The 16,918-nt window shown below is 52.1% G+C and carries 16 protein-coding genes and 1 pseudogene; 11 read left to right on the plus strand and 6 right to left on the minus strand.

Going from position 1 to position 16,918, the window contains the following annotated elements:
- Positions 1-82 precede the first annotated feature (82 nt).
- Entirely contained in the window at positions 83-1,330 is a 1,248-nt protein-coding gene (locus OA238_RS28090) for an IS256-like element ISOan6 family transposase (protein WP_015497789.1), read from the plus strand.
- A gap of 1,335 nt (positions 1,331-2,665) precedes the next feature.
- Here the strand turns inward: OA238_RS28090 and OA238_RS28100 are convergent.
- Together OA238_RS28100 and OA238_RS28105 are read right to left on the minus strand one after the other, a co-directional pair.
- Complete coding sequence (locus OA238_RS28100; protein ID WP_015497790.1) at positions 2,666-3,565, minus strand: IS3 family transposase; 900 nt, start codon at positions 3,563-3,565, stop codon at positions 2,666-2,668.
- On the minus strand, positions 3,562-3,858 hold the full coding sequence (locus tag OA238_RS28105; RefSeq protein WP_015495240.1) for a transposase: 297 nt from the start codon (positions 3,856-3,858) through the stop codon (positions 3,562-3,564). The genes OA238_RS28100 and OA238_RS28105 overlap by 4 nt, the downstream gene beginning before the upstream one ends.
- A 250-nt stretch (positions 3,859-4,108) precedes the next feature.
- Here OA238_RS28105 and OA238_RS28110 point away from each other — a divergent pair, with 250 nt between their 5' ends.
- The 8 genes from OA238_RS28110 (at position 4,109) to OA238_RS28145 (ending at position 11,120) form a co-directional block, all read left to right on the plus strand.
- Positions 4,109-4,300, plus strand: a complete 192-nt coding sequence (locus tag OA238_RS28110; RefSeq protein ID WP_044039171.1) for a hypothetical protein — start codon at positions 4,109-4,111, stop codon at positions 4,298-4,300.
- Entirely contained in the window at positions 4,287-5,303 is a 1,017-nt protein-coding gene (locus tag OA238_RS28115) for a TRAP transporter substrate-binding protein (RefSeq protein WP_015497791.1), read from the plus strand. The genes OA238_RS28110 and OA238_RS28115 overlap by 14 nt, the downstream gene beginning before the upstream one ends.
- 70 nt (positions 5,304-5,373) lie before the next feature.
- Positions 5,374-5,973, plus strand: coding sequence for a TRAP transporter small permease subunit (locus OA238_RS28120; RefSeq protein ID WP_044039173.1), 600 nt, complete (start codon positions 5,374-5,376; stop codon positions 5,971-5,973).
- Positions 5,973-7,274, plus strand: a complete 1,302-nt coding sequence (locus OA238_RS28125; protein WP_015497793.1) for a TRAP transporter large permease — start codon at positions 5,973-5,975, stop codon at positions 7,272-7,274. The genes OA238_RS28120 and OA238_RS28125 overlap by 1 nt, the downstream gene beginning before the upstream one ends.
- A 30-nt stretch (positions 7,275-7,304) precedes the next feature.
- Complete coding sequence (locus OA238_RS28130) at positions 7,305-8,471, plus strand: mandelate racemase/muconate lactonizing enzyme family protein (RefSeq protein ID WP_015497794.1); 1,167 nt, start codon at positions 7,305-7,307, stop codon at positions 8,469-8,471.
- A gap of 17 nt (positions 8,472-8,488) precedes the next feature.
- A complete protein-coding gene (locus tag OA238_RS28135; RefSeq protein ID WP_015497795.1) occupies positions 8,489-9,385 on the plus strand; it encodes a beta-keto acid cleavage family enzyme in 897 nt (298 codons plus the stop codon).
- 39 nt (positions 9,386-9,424) lie between these two features.
- Positions 9,425-10,333 carry an HpcH/HpaI aldolase/citrate lyase family protein gene (locus OA238_RS28140; RefSeq protein WP_245581589.1) on the plus strand — a complete coding sequence of 303 codons (909 nt, stop codon included), beginning with the start codon at positions 9,425-9,427 and terminating at the stop codon, positions 10,331-10,333.
- A 73-nt stretch (positions 10,334-10,406) separates the two neighbouring features.
- The gene (locus OA238_RS28145) at positions 10,407-11,120 is read left to right on the plus strand and encodes an IS6 family transposase (RefSeq protein ID WP_015497797.1); all 714 of its coding nucleotides are present in this window, start codon (positions 10,407-10,409) and stop codon (positions 11,118-11,120) included.
- A gap of 596 nt (positions 11,121-11,716) precedes the next feature.
- Here OA238_RS28145 and OA238_RS28155 read toward each other — a convergent pair.
- On the minus strand, positions 11,717-12,430 hold the full coding sequence (locus OA238_RS28155) for a hypothetical protein (RefSeq protein ID WP_044039177.1): 714 nt from the start codon (positions 12,428-12,430) through the stop codon (positions 11,717-11,719).
- Between the two features lie 459 nt (positions 12,431-12,889).
- A pseudogene (locus OA238_RS32380) lies at positions 12,890-13,027 on the minus strand (IS30 family transposase); the annotation flags it as partial.
- Positions 13,028-13,084: 57 nt separating this feature from the next.
- Between OA238_RS32380 and OA238_RS28160 the strand changes: the two are divergent.
- Positions 13,085-13,768 carry an IS6 family transposase gene (locus OA238_RS28160; protein WP_015497799.1) on the plus strand — a complete coding sequence of 228 codons (684 nt, stop codon included), beginning with the start codon at positions 13,085-13,087 and terminating at the stop codon, positions 13,766-13,768.
- Between the two features lie 386 nt (positions 13,769-14,154).
- Positions 14,155-14,439 (plus strand): integration host factor subunit beta, encoded by a 285-nt coding sequence (locus tag OA238_RS28165; RefSeq protein ID WP_044038692.1) that lies wholly within the window; start codon positions 14,155-14,157, stop codon positions 14,437-14,439.
- A 424-nt stretch (positions 14,440-14,863) separates the two neighbouring features.
- On the opposite strand, the gene OA238_RS28170 is transcribed toward OA238_RS28165, so the two are convergent.
- The gene (locus OA238_RS28170) at positions 14,864-15,712 is read right to left on the minus strand and encodes a sugar phosphate isomerase/epimerase family protein (RefSeq protein WP_015497382.1); all 849 of its coding nucleotides are present in this window, start codon (positions 15,710-15,712) and stop codon (positions 14,864-14,866) included.
- A gap of 8 nt (positions 15,713-15,720) precedes the next feature.
- Positions 15,721-16,869, minus strand: a complete 1,149-nt coding sequence (locus OA238_RS28175) for a dihydrodipicolinate synthase family protein (RefSeq protein WP_015497802.1) — start codon at positions 16,867-16,869, stop codon at positions 15,721-15,723.
- Between the last annotated feature and the right edge of the window lie 49 nt (positions 16,870-16,918).

Below are 16,918 nucleotides of genomic sequence, written 5' to 3' on the forward strand. Positions count from 1 at the left end.
TTTGAGTGGTTTGAAGGTTGGCGGCGTATCTGGTTGAATTGTTGTTGGAAGACAGCAGCCCAACCAAAGGAGATACACCACCATGGGAACTACTAACATTGTTGATTTTGCGCGTCGAGACGAGATGACGGACGCGTTGACGGAGTTGCTGAAAACGGGAGCACAACAATTGATCGCGACAGCAGTTGAGGCTGAGCTTGTCAGTTATTTGGCGCAATTTACCGGCTTACGCACCGATGCCGGTCACGTGGCAGTCGTGCGTAATGGACATCATCCGGCCCGCCCGTTTCAAACGGGCATTGGCCCTGTGAGCGTGCGCATTCCAAAGGTTCGGTCCAAGGACGGCACACCGGTGACATTTCGGTCTGCCCTGGTGCCGCCCTATGTGCGCCGCACGAAGACGCTGGAAGCGGCCTTGCCATGGCTTTACCTCAAAGGGATCTCCAGCGGCGAGATGGCTCCCGCCCTCAAGGTTCTTCTGGGCCCAGATGCCGTTGGCTTGTCGGCTAATACGGTTTCGCGTTTAAAACGCGATTGGGCCAATGAATACGAGGCTTGGAAAGGCGCTGAGTTAGATGACGAGCCCATCGTCTATATCTGGGCCGACGGCGTTCACAACGGCCTTCGGGGCGAGGATGACAAGCTCTGTGCCCTTGTTATTATTGGGGTAACTGCCCGTGGCAAGAAGCGATTTCTGGCAATTGAGGATGGGGTGCGCGAGTCCACGCAGAGCTGGCGCGAGGTTCTGCTTAACCTCAAAAGCCGAGGCATGAATGCGCCCAAACTGGCCATCGGGGACGGTGCCATGGGGTTTTGGGCGGCCATGGACGAAGTCTATCCTGAGACCCGCCATCAACGCTGTTGGCAACACAAAACGATGAACGTGCTCAATTGTTTACCCAAGCTGTCTCAGCCAAAAGCCAAGGCCGCGCTGCACGACATCTGGCAGGCCGAGACCAAAGTCGATGCAGAAAAGGCGTTCGATCTGTTCATCAAAACCTACGAACCCAAATACCCCAAGGCCACACTATGCCTGCAAAAAGATCGTGAGGAACTCATGGCATTCTTCGACTTCCCGGCGCAGCATTGGCAAAGCATCCGCACTAGCAATCCAATTGAATCGGCCTTCGCGACGATCCGGCATCGTACCAAGCGTTCAAAGGGCTGCCTGTCACGCGATGGCATGCTGCACATGATGTTCAAACTGGGGCAATGTGCTGAGCAAAATTGGAGGAAGCTACGCGGCTTTGACTACCTCGCAAAAGTCATCACAGGCGTCACGTTCAAAGACGGAATCGAAACCACAAACCCCGACCAGATCACCGCATGACCAACAATACTCAAACACCAGATTTGACAATAACTCTCCGCTGGTACGAGGACAGATCATCAATCTCAGATAGCCAGGCCAGATAGTCGTGATGGTCCATGCGCGCCTCCTGCGTTCACTTTTTGTTCTATAACATTGGGGAGTGCATAGCTAATGCAAATTGAGCCTATCTAATTGAAGAATACTCTCTTGAACCACCCAAATGGGGGAACAATCTTTGGTCATGTCGTTGGCGTAAGCAACCCTCACTACACGGTTGAAGAGGCCCCAGTTATCCTGAAGTTTGGAATTGAAAAGGGGCAGGGTAGCTTTGGTGCTGAGCATATCTGGCATCGGCATGGATCACAGATAACATCTATGGGCTATCGTTCGCTTGCACAGGTGCCACACTTCGTTGCTGCCATTGTCCGTCCTAACTCATTGGTCCTCCGTGACTTCACCCGGACCGGAGGACCAAAACTAATTATTTTGCGTAACAATTTGGGCGTGGCCATCCTTCAACTGCAAACTCTGCAAGATGGTACGCGAGCATATTCTGTAGTAACCGCATACCGGCAGCGCAGTCCACGCGGACAACAAGTGACAGTCATTAGGTAAATGTCGCGTTTTCCCAACGTGCTCTACCATCGTACGCTTACCGCAAACTTGACAAACGACACTAAGCAACGTAGTTACAAAGTACGTAAAGGGCATGACACGTGTGTTTGCTGCATCTATAGCGCGTATCCCGACGGCGGTCTTAGCAGCAAGACCGTTATCCACGAGGCCGAAAGGCCGCTCCGAACCCATAGTGCTAAGGAAGCGCCTCTAATGGAAGAATACAGAATGACCCAGCCTAGTGCTGGGTCTTTTTGCATCTACATATCACCTTAAGCTTATTACTTCCTCAGCCAACCATCGCAGTTCAACGATCATTTCTATCACTGAGTTTCTTCCCTTCTTGGCCCAATCATTATTCACTATTTTTGGCTCGTTTCCCCTCACTCAGTCTGAACTATTAGTTTTTGGAAATAGGCCCAGTACCAGCGAAGGTGTATTTGTGGCAGGATTTACCATTTTGGGGCCGAAGCGTTCCTAAACTTAAGATATAGGCCCCATCGCAAGGTTTGTTCGTAGGGTTACCCTAGACCAGTACGAACGAAGAACACCCGTACTTTAGCACAGTCCATAAAATGTAGGGCTCTCATTTTATGGACAAAACAGTTTAGAGACAGGTTTAGGTGCAGGTTTAGGCTCTTTTCTGAACGCTAATGACCTAACCCCTATGTTGTCATTAAATCGTTCGGTTAAAAGACTGAATTTCGTCCCGTTTTCCGGACAGTTTTCTTATTGACCCTACGCTGCCATTTTCCAAGTCATATCTTCGAAAGCCTGTTTTGGCGTTTTGTAGCCGACGCCTGAATGACGGCGCTGGCGGTTGTAGAAGACCTCAATGTATTCGAAGATGGCGGCCTTGGCCTCAGCGTGTGTTCTAAAGCGCCGCTGGTGAACCATCTCCTTTTTCAATGAAGCAAAGAAGCTTTCCATCGGCGCATTGTCGAGGCATTGGCCCTTGCGGCTCATGGATTGAGTGAGTTTCGCCTTTTTGATCAGCTTGCGATAGTCCCCGCCAGCATATTGGCCGCCCCTATCGGAGTGGTGTATCAATCCCGGAACCGGGCCTCTGCGTCCCAGAGCCATCTCGAGGGCGGCGCAGCAAAGCTCCGCACGCATGTGATCCTCCATCGCCCAACCGACGATCTCACGCGTGGCCATGTCCTTCACGCCAGCCAGATAAAGCCAGCCTTCGTCCGTGTCGATATAGGTGATATCCGCCAGCCAAACGGCATTAGGCGTCTGGCTGTGGAATTTCTGTTCCAACAAGTTTGGGGATGGCTTCAGCTTATGATTGCTGTCCGTTGTGATTGGCTTTCTACGCTTGCGAAGAAGCGGGGACACCTTGTGTTCCTTCATTATTCTCGCAACACGGCGCTCGGAGACGACCTCACTATCCGCCAGTAAGTCTTGGTGAATACGCTTTGATCCATAACATTTCTTACTGGCCTTGAAGAAGGTTTTTATCTTGGGAAGCAACGCCTGATCCCGAGCGTCGCGATTAGCTTGACGCTGATCACGTGCAGGCTGACTGGCTGGGAACTCGTAGAACCAGCCCCGGGATATCTCTAGAAGACGGCATAATATTGAAGCCGCGTATTGAGCTTTATGGGCGGTGATGAAAGCACGCTTGTTCGTCATGGTTTCACCGCCCGCGCCGCGAAAAAAGCGGATGCTTTGTGCAAAATCTCCACTTCCTCAGCAAGCCGCTTGTTGTCTTTGCGAAGGCGGAGCAATTCAGCCGCATCCGCCTGCTGACGCCGTTTGGCTTCAACTGAGCCAAACGCCTCAATTTCCAAGCGCCACGTCTTCAGCTGCGTCCCAGTGATCCCAAGCTCCTTGGCAACGCTGCCTTGCGTCGCACCAGGCTCATATAACCGCTCAACTGCAGCTGCCTTATAATCGTCTGTATAATTGCGTCGATGTTGTCCCATTTGGTGCCCCTTTCACTGACTGGGGTAAAGTACCCCAATGTCCGGCAACAGGGACGAAGTTCATAAGACAAGCGGCATTAAACCGTGACAGGTCCATAGCGGACTGTCCGGTCGAAATGAGTGTTGACAGAGATAAGTTAATAATACACTATAAATACAATCTGAATTATCGCAGTACAATAAAGAAGTTTATTGTCGAAGTTATAACTAAAAAATCAGCACGCAGGATGCTCTTGCTGCGACAGCGGTTATGAAGCCGCGTTTGGAGATGACGCGTGAGCAATTGTTGACGCGCCTAAACGAAACCGCCGATGAAACCCGTGCGGTTGCAACAATCATTGATAGTGCTTCTGTGGAGAAGAGGCGCGACGATCGGCAACGGGGAGGCCCCGTAAGGAAAGATAACCAAATTTTAGGGAGAAAGACCAATGAAATTGAATAATATACTTGCCGGCGCCGTAATCGCCGCAGCGCTGCCCCTGTCATCGGCGATAGCGCAAGAGTACAACTGGAACTTCCAAGCTTTTATGCCTGCTGGTTCCGACGCTTATACCGCCTTCGTCGATTTTACCGATCGCGTCGAGGCAATGAGCGATGGTCGGATCAAGATCACACCCTTGCCTGAAGATTCCGTCGTCTCAGGACGTGAGCAGCTTGACGCGGTTGCTTCTGGAATTTTGAACGGCCAATTTGGCTCAATTGGTTATAATGCTGGGCAGGACCCTGCCTTTGGCGTGCTTGGCAATTTTGTCGGGGGCTATGACAGCCCTTGGCAGGCACAAGCTTTTTTCGATGAAGGCGGCGGGCTTGAGCTCGCGCGTGAACTCTATTCGGATTATAATGTTCATTTCGTCGCACCTGTCTTTTGGCAAGGGGAATCTATCCCATCGACCATACCCATCACAAGTGTTGCCGACTTCGCGGGTGTGAAGATCCGAGCGCCCGAAGGCACCGTCGGAAGAGTTTTTGCTGAAATGGGCGCAAGTGTGGTCGGCCTACCGGGCTCCGAGCTCTTTCAGGCACTCTCAACTGGCCTGATCGAGGCGACTGACTATCTCACCTTAGGTCAAAATGCTCAGGTTGGACTGCACGAATCCGCTAAATATGCGATCTATCCAGGCATCCACTCCAACCCGACGCTCGAGATTTCGGTGAACGCGGATGATTGGGCAGAGCTGCCCGATGACCTTAAGGCCATCGTGGTAGGTGCGACTCGGGTCTTGTCGGTTGATGTGATGCAGCGCACCTATCTGACCGACCAGGCCGCAGCCGCACGCTTGCCCACTGAAGAAGGGGTGACCTTGATCGATTGGTCCGCAGAAGAGCGCCGCAAGCTACGCGAGATTTCGGCCGGTGTTATGGGCGAGTATGCGACCGAAAGCGACATGGCTCAGCGTATCTATGATAGTCAAGTCGTATTCATGCGCTCAATAGGCTTGCTCTAAGCTATCCAAGCATCTGTGCGCTGCTAATAGGCGGCGCACAGATGCTTATCGCAACTTTGGAGGACGCGTGATGAAACACAGGTTCATCGATAGAATATCTGTATTCGTGGGCGAGTGGGCCGGGTTGCTGGTTATTGCCGCTGTGCTGGTCACAGTCTGGGAAATTGTCTCGCGCTACGTGTTCAACTCGCCCACGATGTGGGCTCATGTCAGCACGACTTCACTGACGGGCGTGACCTACCTTGTTGCCGGTGCCTACGTCCTGCAACGGGGGGAATTGATCCGTATGACTTTTGTTGTTGAGCGGGCGGGGCCAAAATTGCGCCGCTGGCTTGATCTGTTATCGGATGCGACTGCCATCTTCTGGGGGGCTGTCTTGGTTTGGGGCTCGGCCATCCAGGCCGAAAAATCTGCTCTGAACTTTCGTGACGGTGAGTGGCGACCCGAAACGACTGGCGGTGTTTGGGATATTCCGATCCCGGCCGCTATCCGGGTCGTTTTTTTTCTGGGTGTCACACTTTTTTTGTTACAGGCGGTCGTAATATTTTATCGCCGCATTCGTGTGATCTTGAGCATCGATCCTACCACCACACCAATTACCGGCGCGGAGTATTCTGAGTACCTGGAAGCCGAGGCTTTGACGCAGGAATTGAAAGATGGAAAACCATAATGGATATCTCAACTATCACCATTTTAATGTTCAGCAGTATGTTCTTGCTCATGCTGCTGGGGATCCCACTAGGTATCGCCACGGGTGGCATCGCCGCTGGCTTCTTGATGGCTTTTCTGGGCCTCGATGCACTGCCGCTTATCACTACCCGCATTTACGATTTTATTGACAATTACGCACTCGTCGCGCTGCCCTTCTTTATCTTCATGGCGTCCGTTATGGAGCGGGGTGGCGTGGCGCATGATTTATATGACGCTATTCGCCTATGGGCCGGGCGCCTGCGGGGCGGCATCGGGGCCATGACGGTGGTCGTGGCCATGGTGCTGGCCGCGATGTCTGGCGTTATCGGAGGTGAGATCGTCCTTCTGGGCATAATCGCTTTGCCGCAGATGTTGCGCCTCGGCTATGACAAGGATCTAGCAATTGGCACCGTGGCTGCGGGTGGCTCACTTGGCACTATGATCCCGCCCTCGATCAATCTTATTATATTCGGTCTGACAGCAAATGTTTCGATTAGCCAACTGTTCCTTGCATCCGCAACACCAGGGGTGCTGATGGGTATGACTTATATCGCCTATATCCTGATCCGTTGCTATCTGAACCCGGCACTGGGCCCTATCCCCTCGGATGAGGAGCTGGACGTGCCATTCTCTGAGAAGATGGCCTCATTGAAGAACGTCATCCTCCCAATACTGATCGCCTTCAGCGTGTTGGGCTCGATCTATGCCGGGATAGCATCGGTATCCGAGGCGGCAGGCGTGGGCGCCTTCGCGATGGTCATAGCAATTTGGTTCCGAGGCAAACTGACCGCAGATTTGCTGAAAACTGCAATGGTGCAGACGATGCGCACATGCGGCATGGTCCTGTGGCTGATCTTTGGCGCAGTCAGCCTGGTTGGCGTCTACAATCTGCTGGGCGGCTCTGCGTTTATACGCGAGTTATTGACCGGTCTCGATGTGGCTCCCATTGTTATCATCTTGATTATGTGTGGGGTGTTCATCGTGCTCGGGTGCCTGATGGACGGAACGGCTATCTGCCTGCTGACCATCCCAATCTTTGCGCCCATCGTGTCAGCCCTCGGCTATGACCTGATCTGGTTCGGCATCATCTTCGCGATCACCTGCCAGACAGGATACATTTCACCGCCCTTTGGCACTGCGGCCTTCTATCTCAAAGGGGTTGCACCCAAGGGGATTGAGATCACTGACATCTTTCGGGCTCTGCTACCGTTTGTTGGGCTTCAACTCATCGTTTTGGCGGCCATTCTCTTTATTCCGGGCATCGCGCTCTGGCCGCTTTAACGCTCAACTGCACTTCACGAGGAAATTCACATGCGTATTACTGATATCAAAGTCGAAACACATCCGATTGCATCCAACATCCGAAACGCTTATATCGACTTTTCGACCATGACCTGCTCACTCGTAGCGATTGTCTCGGACGTGATCCGTGATGGCAAACCCCTTGTCGGATACGGGTTCAATTCGAACGGCCGATACAGTGCGACCGGACTGATCAAGGAGCGCTTCATTCCGCGGCTCGAAAAGGCCGAGCCGCGAAGTATCCTGACCAAGGATGGCAATAATTTTGACCCATCCCTCATCTGGGACACGCTGATGGCGAATGAAAAGCCCGGCGGCCATGGGGAGCGATCAGTTGCCGTCGGTGTCATCGACATGGCAGTCTGGGATCTTGTCTCCAAGATCGAAGACAAACCGCTTTATCAGTTGCTGGCCGAGCGATATGGTGATGGCACCCCAGATAAGAGCATTTTTGTCTATGCGGCGGGTGGCTATTACTATCCCGGTAAAAATTATCAAGCGCTGAAGGATGAGATGCAAAGCTATGTTGATCGGGGTTACCGAGTCTGCAAGATGAAGATAGGTGGCGCAGACCTGACCGAAGATCTCAAAAGGATCGACGCGGCGATCGAGGTTGTAGGCAGCGGCCGAAACCTTGCTGTCGATGTAAATGGCCGTTTCGATCTACCCACGGCCATCAAATACGCTGAGGCATTGGCTCCGTATGATCTGTTTTGGTATGAAGAGATCGGGGATCCTGCTGATTACGGTCTTCAGGCGGCGATTGCTCAGGTCTATTCCAAACCGATGGCGACCGGTGAGAACCTTTTTTCAATGCAGGATGCGCGCAATCTGATCCGATTTGGCGGGATGCGCCCCGACCGTGACTGGCTTCAATTCGATTGCGCCTTGTCTTACGGGTTGGTGGAGTATCTGCGCACGCTGCAAATGCTGCGCAATCACGGATGGTCACCGCGGCGCTGTATCCCGCATGGAGGGCATCAACTGTCTTCCAACATTGCAGCGGGGCTTGGACTGGGTGGCAACGAAAGCTACCCTGACCTCTTCAAGCCGTTTGGCGGATTTGCCGATGGGCATCCAGTGGTGGACAGCTATGTCACCCTACCGGACGTTCCCGGCATTGGGTTCGAGGCCAAATCTGATCTTATTCCCATCATGCATGCGTTGGCATCTTAAAGTGGAGAACTCAGTCAATGATTAGCGGCAATCCAATTTCGTCCAAACCCCTGATCCTCGAAGCCCGCATCAACGAGTATATGATGCGGGGGGCCAATCCGAATGTGCCTTATACTCCGACCGAAATTGCGGCAGCGGCGACGCGCGCCCGAGAGTCGGGGGCGGCGATCGTGCATTTTCATGCGCGCAGGCCCGATGGTGAGCCGGCGCATGATACAGATCTCTATGCTGAGGCCATTCGCCTGATCCGTGAGCAATCAGATATCCTGGTGCATCCCACCCTCGGCCAAGTCAGTGTTCAGGGCAATGCAGTCCACAGAACCAAACATATTGCCAACCTGGTCGATATGGGACTCAAGCCAGATTTTGTGCCGGTTGATACTGGCTCGACCAATATCGACAGGTTTGTAGGCGCTGCGGACGGCTTTGCCACTAATGACAAGGTTTATGCAAACTCGGTTGAAACGCTTCTAGAATTTGTAGCAACCTTTCGTGCGCTTGGAGTTCGGCCGCAATTTATTAGTTGGACGATCGCCTTTACCAGGCTGTTTGATGCGCTTGCGGAAATGGGCGAAGTCGATGAAACGCCCTTCTTGCTGTTTGAGCTAACGGATCACGGTATCTTAGGCGGCCATCCAGGCACGGCGCGAGGATTGCTTGCACATCTGGATTTTTTGCCCAAGCGGGCTGTCGAATGGTCGGTATGCAACAAAATCGGAAACCTGACCGCGCCGGCAGCTGTCGCTATCGAAATGGGGGGACACGTCTCGATCGGTTTGGGGGACTACCTTTATCCTGAACTGGGTCAGCCGACGAACGCCGATCTTGTCGATCACGTCGCAGCGATGGCCAAGGCGATGGGAAGGCCAATTGCGACACCGGAGCAAACGCGTGAGATACTTCAACTGCCCTAGCTATGTCTGAATGGCTAGGAGACTACCTGAATAATAGTAATGTCCGTCGAATTTGTGCCGGCTGACCCAAACAATGGAGCATCCATGTCATCCTTTCGTAGTTTTTTGTTCACCCCCGCCAATCACGTCCGTCATGCAGAAAAAGTATTCACCATCGGCGCAGACGTAGCTATCCTTGACCTTGAAGATGCAGTTGCTGTAAATGAAAAGAAAGAAGCAAGGAATAAAGCCGCCGAGGCGTTGCAGCGGCCGCGTTGCTGCCAAGCCTATGTCCGCGTGAACGCTATGGATACTGAGTTTTGCTTAGACGATTTGGAGGGCGTGGTTGGGCCGGCGCTTGATGGTGTTATGCTGCCGAAGGTCGAAAGCGCCGCGTCGCTCTTGGCGGCTGACTGGATATTAACACAATTAGAACGGCGCGCGGGAATTACGATTGGTAGCATCGACCTACTACCGATCATTGAGACTGGCGCAGGGCTGATGGCGTTGGAAGAAATCGCTAAATGTGGAAGTCGAATCCGTCGTCTGGCTTTTGGCGCGGGCGACTTCACCTTCGACATGAACATGATCTGGACGGCAGATGAACGCGAACTCGATTATGCACGTAGCCGGTTGGTGGCTCTCTCGCGCGCAACCGGCCTTGAGGCACCTATCGATACAATCTGGGTGGACATTCCAAATCTCGATGGGCTACGAGCCTCTGCGGAGACGGCGCTGCAGATGGGTTTCCAAGGCAAGCTCTGCATTCACCCCACCCAGGTTCCAGTGGTGAACGATGCCTTTACACCCAGTGATGAGGCCGTTGCCTATGCACGCAAGGTGGTCGATGCCTTTACTGAGGCTGAAGCGGCGGGATCGGCAGCGCTGCTAGTTGATGGCAAATTCATCGACTATCCCTTTGTTTACCGCGCCCAACGGACGCTAAAAATGGTGAAAGATATGGCTTAGTATCGAACTATTGATCTGCATCGCGCGGGTATCGTCAAGTTGACGGGCGGCTTTCTCAATCGTACGAAACCATATGACAAAAGCCAAACAATCCGGGGCCTTTAAGGGCCATCGGTTCCCATCTGAAATTATTTCCTACGCTGTATGGGCATACTTTCGTTTTCCGATGAGCTTTCGCGATGTTGAGGACCTTTTGTACAAGCGCGGTGTGATCGTCAGTTATGAAACAATCAGGTCATGGGTTGGAAAATTTGGCCACCAATATGCCAAAGTCATACGCCGTGACCGGCCTGCACCATCGGATAAGTGGCATCTCGACGAGGTAGTGATCACAATCCGTGGCCAAAAGTATTGGCTTTGGCGCGCTGTTGATAGCAAGGGTGACGTGCTGGATATTCTTGTACAGTCACGCCGCAATACAAAGGCAGCAGACCGTTTCTTTCGCAAATTGTTCAAGCAATACGGTCAACCGCGCGTCCTTGTTACCGACAAACTGGGAAGTTATGGGGCGGCCCTCCGGAAACTGGCGCCTGGTATCGACCATCGTGCCTACAAGGGATTGAATAATCGAGCGGAAGTTTCGCACAGGCCTACCCGGCGACGAGAGAAGATCATGGGGAGGTTCAAATCGCCGAGACAAGCCCAGCGATTTCTTTCCGTTCATGATCAGGTCCAAACCGTCTTCCGCCCGCGCCGCCACACCCTTTCAGCAGCTGCCTATCGGCAATCTCGCTCAGATGCTCACAGCATTTGGGACGACATCACGTGTGAGCTAAAGGCAGGGTAAAACAGACCGGTGACCCCCATTGCGGCTTGGAGGCAATAACTTGACGATACCCTTGAAACACACAGGGCTGTTGTCATTGCCGATTGGCTGACAGACGAACGGTTTCTGGCCTCTGCGACTGCCCTTGGCCTGTCCCATGATCACCGTGGTTTTTGCGAGTTAATGGCAGATGACGGACAGATACTCGAAGTCCGAGCCAGCAAGCTTCCCGACGACGGCCGCGTTTGGCTGGAACGCGCCCTACCCGAGACAGAATTCAGGCAGTGCGTTCGAAATTGGGACGGCCAAGTTCGGTCATCCGATTGAGTATGTGGACGCCAATCTTGGCTTCGGTTTTCTGATTTTTGAAAGAGCATGCCCTGAGTTTGGGCCCGATCACGGTCTTCCAGCGACTCATTAGGGTTTCAGCCCGGCTGCGCTGATTGTAGCCGGAAGCGGCGTTGTTGCATGGAGCGTGAAGAAGTTGGAACGCGCCGCACCCGATCCATGAAATACGGTCGAAGCAGACCCAAAATATGGATCTGCTTCGAGCATTAATATGCGGCTTTCAAACGTACGAGTTTAACCGTTTTCGATAAAACCGTCTAAGACGAGTATCAACCGATTTTAGCTTTGTTAGCTGCAATGCCTTTGCGATTTTCCATAATAGATTCACGTCGATCGTTTATTTCTGCCTTGTTTTTCACCAATGCAGATGAGTTTAAGACAGATTTTTCCAGCAGGCTTTCTATCGTTGCCCGGTTTTTAGATACATTTGCGCTAAGGGTTGCCATTGCCGCACTATTAACGGCGATCATATCTTCATTACTTACAGGGGTTGCCTCAGTGGCCGACAGCGACCCTTGGATCATTTCAGCATTGATTGCAATCTGCTCGGCATTAAAATCAACTATTGATTTGTTAGCGTTCATGATTTCAAGGTTGATTTCAATCATGTGGGAGTTAATTGTGGCCATCTTCTCACTGATTTCTAGGACTGAAGTATTTAGTTCAGACCTGTGGTTCAGAAAATCTAATGCTGATTTGTTTTTTTGGGCATTTACGTAATTTTGCTGTACGTCGCCTTCGGCGCTCATGCCATCAAGGATCGCGTCTCTGTTTGCAAAAATTTCATCTGTATTTGCATTTGCAAGCTGACGGTTTCCCATAAAAGCCGCAGAATAATTACTCATTATCATGAGCCGATTTTCTTCAATCATAGATCGTGATAAATACACCATTGCTTTATTAGACAAAACATTAGATTCAATTGAAAAAATAGCTTTACGATTATCGTTGATTGCGTTTTTATTCTTTTCAGATGTAGACATTGTTTCGTTTCCTGTTTCTAAAATAATTAAAGATCATTTGGTTATTATCAAGTATTAAAGAAAGTAAGATCTTGTCCTGTACTTAACCTCCCCCCTTGAGTTGCACACTTTATTTGTTGGCGCATCTCATTATCTGTTAATATTCGTGTTTTAAAAGTTAGTTAATTATAATCTGCTTTGGTAAAATTTTTGTGACGCTTAATGGTTCACCACTATTTGTTTATACAAACGAACAAAATTTTTTTTCGGTACCATAATCTTATATAGGCTCTATTTGCTATGGCAACAAAAAAATGAAACCTGTGTAGGTTCAGGGCAATCGCGTTTGGCTCATATTGCTGCCAAGTCACTGAGAATGCTGCGTAAGAAGGTGGTTTCCCAGCCTGCACGTTTGATTTTTATGGAGAGAGAGCCCTTGGATCGGCGTTGTTGCAGGGACCCCAGCGGGTCTGCTTGGATTCAAACAACAAGTGCAACGGTTGATTTGAAGGCCGCGATTTCGTCGGCCATGGCTTCAGCGGGTGTTCTCCATCCGAGGGTTTTTCTCGGACGGTTGTTCATCAGGTTTGCAACATCGTTCAGCCATGTTTGGCTTGCACCGTGGTTCTGTCGCAAAGTTTTTGGGCAAACATAACGGGTCGGGGATGTAGGGCAATGATCGATTTCAAGGGTACGCACTTCCCGAAGGACGTGATCCTTTTCGCGATCTTTTTCTATCTCCGCTACCAGGTCTCCTACCGTGATCTTGAAGAGATCATGGAGGAACGCGGCGTTGATGTTGATCATGGGACACTGAACCGTTGGGTGGTTAAGTTTGCGCCGCTGCTGGCGACACAAGCGCAGTCGCGTAAGAAGCCGACTGCAGAATCTTGGCGTATGGATGAAACCTACATCAAGGTTAAAGGCAAATGGACCTACTATTACCGCGCTGTCGACAACACGGGGAAAACCCTTGATTTCATGCTGTCTGAGCGTCGCAACAAGGCAGCAGCCCGTCGATTCTTCAAGCGCGCGATTGGCACGAACGGCGTGCCTGACCGTGTTGTCATCGACAAGAGCGGCGCCAATCTGGCGGGTCTGGAAAGCGTCAATGTAATTCTGAAGTTCATGGGCTCAGGTAACATGATCAAGATCCTGCAGGTCAAATACCTCAACAACATCATCGAACAGGATCATCGCTTCGTAAAGAGGATCACGGGGCCGATGCTAGGCTTCAAGGCCTTCCATTCTGCCGAGGCGACCTTGGCTGGAATCGAGACTGCGCACATGATCCGAAAGGGGCAGCTCCATGCCAACGGTTTCACCGCGTTTCAGCAGTTTGCGGCGCTCGCAGCATAATTATGTCCGGGCGATGCCCGCACTCAAACGCCACCAAAATTTGCGACAGAACCGACTTGAGTCGGGCTATGGCTTTGGCTGAAGATTTCCAATTGTAAGAACGCGCCCGCATTCCTGCCTTGAAAGCCCACTTATGTGTTACCTGCTTCGCCATGCCTGCGCCATCTCCCCGTTATCCTATTGGGTGAGAGTAGCATACGATTGTAGCGCGACAATCAAGGTGAGAACGCAGTGGTGGGGGCTCGCAGAGAGGGCGTAGCTCGACTGGAGAGGCCCAACTTAGTCCATAGCCATCGCTGCTAGCTAAATCAGGGTCTTTCCACTATCGCTCACGGCCAGAATGTCGCACACATGATAGAAAGCAAAGCCACTTACAGAGACGCATGATGATCAGATCAGAGCTTTACGCAAAAATTGCCGCTGAGAACCGACACCTGATGCATGAACAGGCGGTGGCCGTTGTCGATACTATCTTTGAGACGATCACGGCAGCGCTTGAACGCGGTAACCGCGTCGAAATTCGGGGCTTTGGCGCCTTCAGTTGCAGGCAGCGCGAAGGCAGAATTGGGCGAAACCCGAAGAACGGGGCCAGTGTGGATGTGGCGCCAAAGGTCATACCTTGGTTCAAGCTAGGAAAAGTCATTAGGGACCGATTGAACACCCCAGACTGACCAATCGTCTTACCGACTGGCTGGTTCCGTAAACCTAGGCAGCCAGGCAAATTAGCGGCCGGGCGCGGCATTTAGGGTATACCCGTGATGACACCTGCGGTGGACACTGAAGCACACCAGTTTCGTGTTCATTTTGAGTCCGCTTCGAAATAATGAACACATCATGTAGAGGGCACACCCAAAATAAACACTTATCAGGCCAAAATCGGATATCCCCAATCGTCTCCTGCAAGCCGCCCTCATGCGAGCTTTTGGTCATAAGCTTGCATCAAACGTTACCAGTCGAGCATCGCAGATGCAGCATTCGGCACGAAGGGCGGATTGCGGACTTTCGCTGCGCTTTGCATAGCGGCCTGCTGTGCGGACAAAGTGACATTTCGCTGCGACAGCTACCAAGGGCTGCTTTACTGGCAATATCTATCGTTCAGCAATGTTCTTTGAATCTGTCTACGATAACTTTCAAAATATCTTCTGGGCTTCGCTTCCACCACTTTTGAACCGAGAAAATCTCGACCTCGCAGAAGCCGCTGTAACCGGCGTCTTCCACGCAAGAGCGGATGTCCCTTAGATCAGCGACGCCGTCGCCCATCATGCCGCGATCCAGTAGCATGTCGCCGGTGTTTTCGAGCCAGTCGCAAAGATGATATCCGAAGATTTTGTCGCCAGCTTCGGCGCAGCTTGCCCGCAGGTCACTGTCCCACCAGACGTGGTAGACATCGACTGCGACACCAAGATTGTCGGCGCCAACCATATCGCAGATGCGCAACGCATCACGCACCGTCATGATGCAGGTTCGGTTCCCACCAAACATCGGGTTCAGCGGCTCTAGCGCAAGATCCACGTCCCGATCAGCTGCGTATTCCGTCATCTGCGAGACGCGTTCTGCCAGAATTTTCTGGGTTTCCAGCACACCTTTTGTTCTCGGTTCAGTACCACCGGTCACGATTGTTAGAACAGATGCACCAAGGCCTGCGGTCATGTCGATGCTTGCTTTGGCTTCATCCAGCCAGTGGGGGGGTAGTTCAGAGCCAACCAGATAAGGGGTGCGGCACAAGCCAGTGACCTCCATGCCTGCAGCCCGGACGCGGTCGCCAATTTCGACTGCGCGAGCCCCGATTTCGCGACGCCAGAATGTGATACCTCCGAGTCCATGCTTGGCACATGCATCAATGACACGCTCGACGGGCCAACCTGCGCCGTGGCCATCAAGGTTATGACCAAGAGTTGCGGTGTTCAGCGAGAGAGCAGATGTATCGGCAGAAAAATCACGCATGTTTCAGATTAGACCCCGTAGAGTTTCAGCAGGTGACCCATGCGTTTGCACGCGAGATCGGGATTGGAAAGCGCGCCACATTCATCCGCAAGCTTAAAGCAGTCTACAAAATAGGGCAGGGCGCGCATAGCTTCAGAACCACCCAGCATCTTAAAGTGATCTTGATGTCCGTTTAGCCATGCGAGGAAAACGACGCCGGTTTTGTAGTGCCGTGTAGGCGCGCAAAAAATATGCCGCGCGAGCGGTACGGTGGGATCAAGGATCGCACGGAACTTCGCCGCATCCCCTGTGTTGAGGGCCAAGATGGCAGATGCGGCGTGATTAGCTAGCGGGTCAAAAATGCCAAGTAGAGCATGGCTGAACGCGTCACCGTCACCGCCGATCAGTTCGGGGTAATTGAAATCATCACCAGTATACATCCGCACCGTTGTAGGTAGCTGCTGCCGCATCGTGATTTCTTTGGATGCATCCAGAAGGGATATCTTGATCCCGTCTACCTTTGCCTCATTCGTGGCAATAATCTCCAAAACGGTTGGCAATGCATCTTCAAAGCTATCCGCGCCCCAGTAGCCAGCAAGTGCGGGATCAAACATGTCGCCAAGCCAGTGTAGGATGACCGGCTCATCACATGCGGCCAGCACGTCGTTGTAAATCGAGATATAGTCCTCGGCACGATTTGCAGCACGTGCGAGGGCGCGGCTTGCCATCAGGATGATCCGTCCACCGGCGTTTTGGATGGCCTCGACCTGTTCGAGATATGCGCGTCTGACGTCCTCAAGTGAATGAGCTTCTGTGTCAGCCAAGTGGTCCGTTCCGCATCCATTTGCAACAAGTGCATCTGGTAGGTCCGCCTTTGTGCGACGGATCAGGTCAAGGCTCTGTGACCAATCCAGCTCCATTCCGCGCTGCGCTGTATCCATCGCCTCTGCGATGCCCAACCCCAGATCAGCCAGATGGTGCCGGAACGCCATTGTTTTGTCCCAATCAATGCAGGGCAATCCCATAGACGCGCTGTCAGAGAACGGGTCAGCCACAACATGCGCCGCCGAATAAACGACACGTGTGCTGTCTTTGGTCAATGGCGTGCCCAAGATAGGTTGACCTGTCAGGCTGTATGCAGTCAGTTCACCGCTTTTGTTTGGCAATTGAATTTTCATGTTGTCCTCATGTGGTAGCGGTAGGGTCTAAAGTGAGCTTGTGGGTATG

Origin of the sequence: Octadecabacter arcticus 238 (genome assembly GCF_000155735.2) — a bacterium.
Classification (GTDB): Bacteria; Pseudomonadota; Alphaproteobacteria; order Rhodobacterales; family Rhodobacteraceae; genus Octadecabacter; species Octadecabacter arcticus.

Excerpts from the sequence above, each read along its gene's own strand:
- OA238_RS28135 (WP_015497795.1), top strand. The coding sequence starts at position 8,489 with ATGATTAGCGGCAATCCAATTTCGTCCAAACCCCTGATCCTCGAAGCC.
- OA238_RS28170 (WP_015497382.1), bottom strand. The coding sequence starts at position 15,712 with ATGCGTGATTTTTCTGCCGATACATCTGCTCTCTCGCTGAACACCGCA.
- OA238_RS28130 (WP_015497794.1), top strand. The coding sequence starts at position 7,305 with ATGCGTATTACTGATATCAAAGTCGAAACACATCCGATTGCATCCAAC.
- OA238_RS28110 (WP_044039171.1), top strand. The coding sequence starts at position 4,109 with ATGAAGCCGCGTTTGGAGATGACGCGTGAGCAATTGTTGACGCGCCTA.
- OA238_RS28165 (WP_044038692.1), top strand. The coding sequence starts at position 14,155 with ATGATCAGATCAGAGCTTTACGCAAAAATTGCCGCTGAGAACCGACAC.
- OA238_RS28160 (WP_015497799.1), top strand. The coding sequence starts at position 13,085 with ATGATCGATTTCAAGGGTACGCACTTCCCGAAGGACGTGATCCTTTTC.
- OA238_RS28105 (WP_015495240.1), bottom strand. The coding sequence starts at position 3,858 with ATGGGACAACATCGACGCAATTATACAGACGATTATAAGGCAGCTGCA.
- OA238_RS28175 (WP_015497802.1), bottom strand. The coding sequence starts at position 16,869 with ATGAAAATTCAATTGCCAAACAAAAGCGGTGAACTGACTGCATACAGC.
- OA238_RS28140 (WP_245581589.1), top strand. The coding sequence starts at position 9,425 with ATGTCCGTCGAATTTGTGCCGGCTGACCCAAACAATGGAGCATCCATG.
- OA238_RS28100 (WP_015497790.1), bottom strand. The coding sequence starts at position 3,565 with ATGACGAACAAGCGTGCTTTCATCACCGCCCATAAAGCTCAATACGCG.
- OA238_RS28115 (WP_015497791.1), top strand. The coding sequence starts at position 4,287 with ATGAAATTGAATAATATACTTGCCGGCGCCGTAATCGCCGCAGCGCTG.
- OA238_RS28155 (WP_044039177.1), bottom strand. The coding sequence starts at position 12,430 with ATGTCTACATCTGAAAAGAATAAAAACGCAATCAACGATAATCGTAAA.
- OA238_RS28125 (WP_015497793.1), top strand. The coding sequence starts at position 5,973 with ATGGATATCTCAACTATCACCATTTTAATGTTCAGCAGTATGTTCTTG.
- OA238_RS28120 (WP_044039173.1), top strand. The coding sequence starts at position 5,374 with ATGAAACACAGGTTCATCGATAGAATATCTGTATTCGTGGGCGAGTGG.
- OA238_RS28145 (WP_015497797.1), top strand. The coding sequence starts at position 10,407 with ATGACAAAAGCCAAACAATCCGGGGCCTTTAAGGGCCATCGGTTCCCA.
- OA238_RS28090 (WP_015497789.1), top strand. The coding sequence starts at position 83 with ATGGGAACTACTAACATTGTTGATTTTGCGCGTCGAGACGAGATGACG.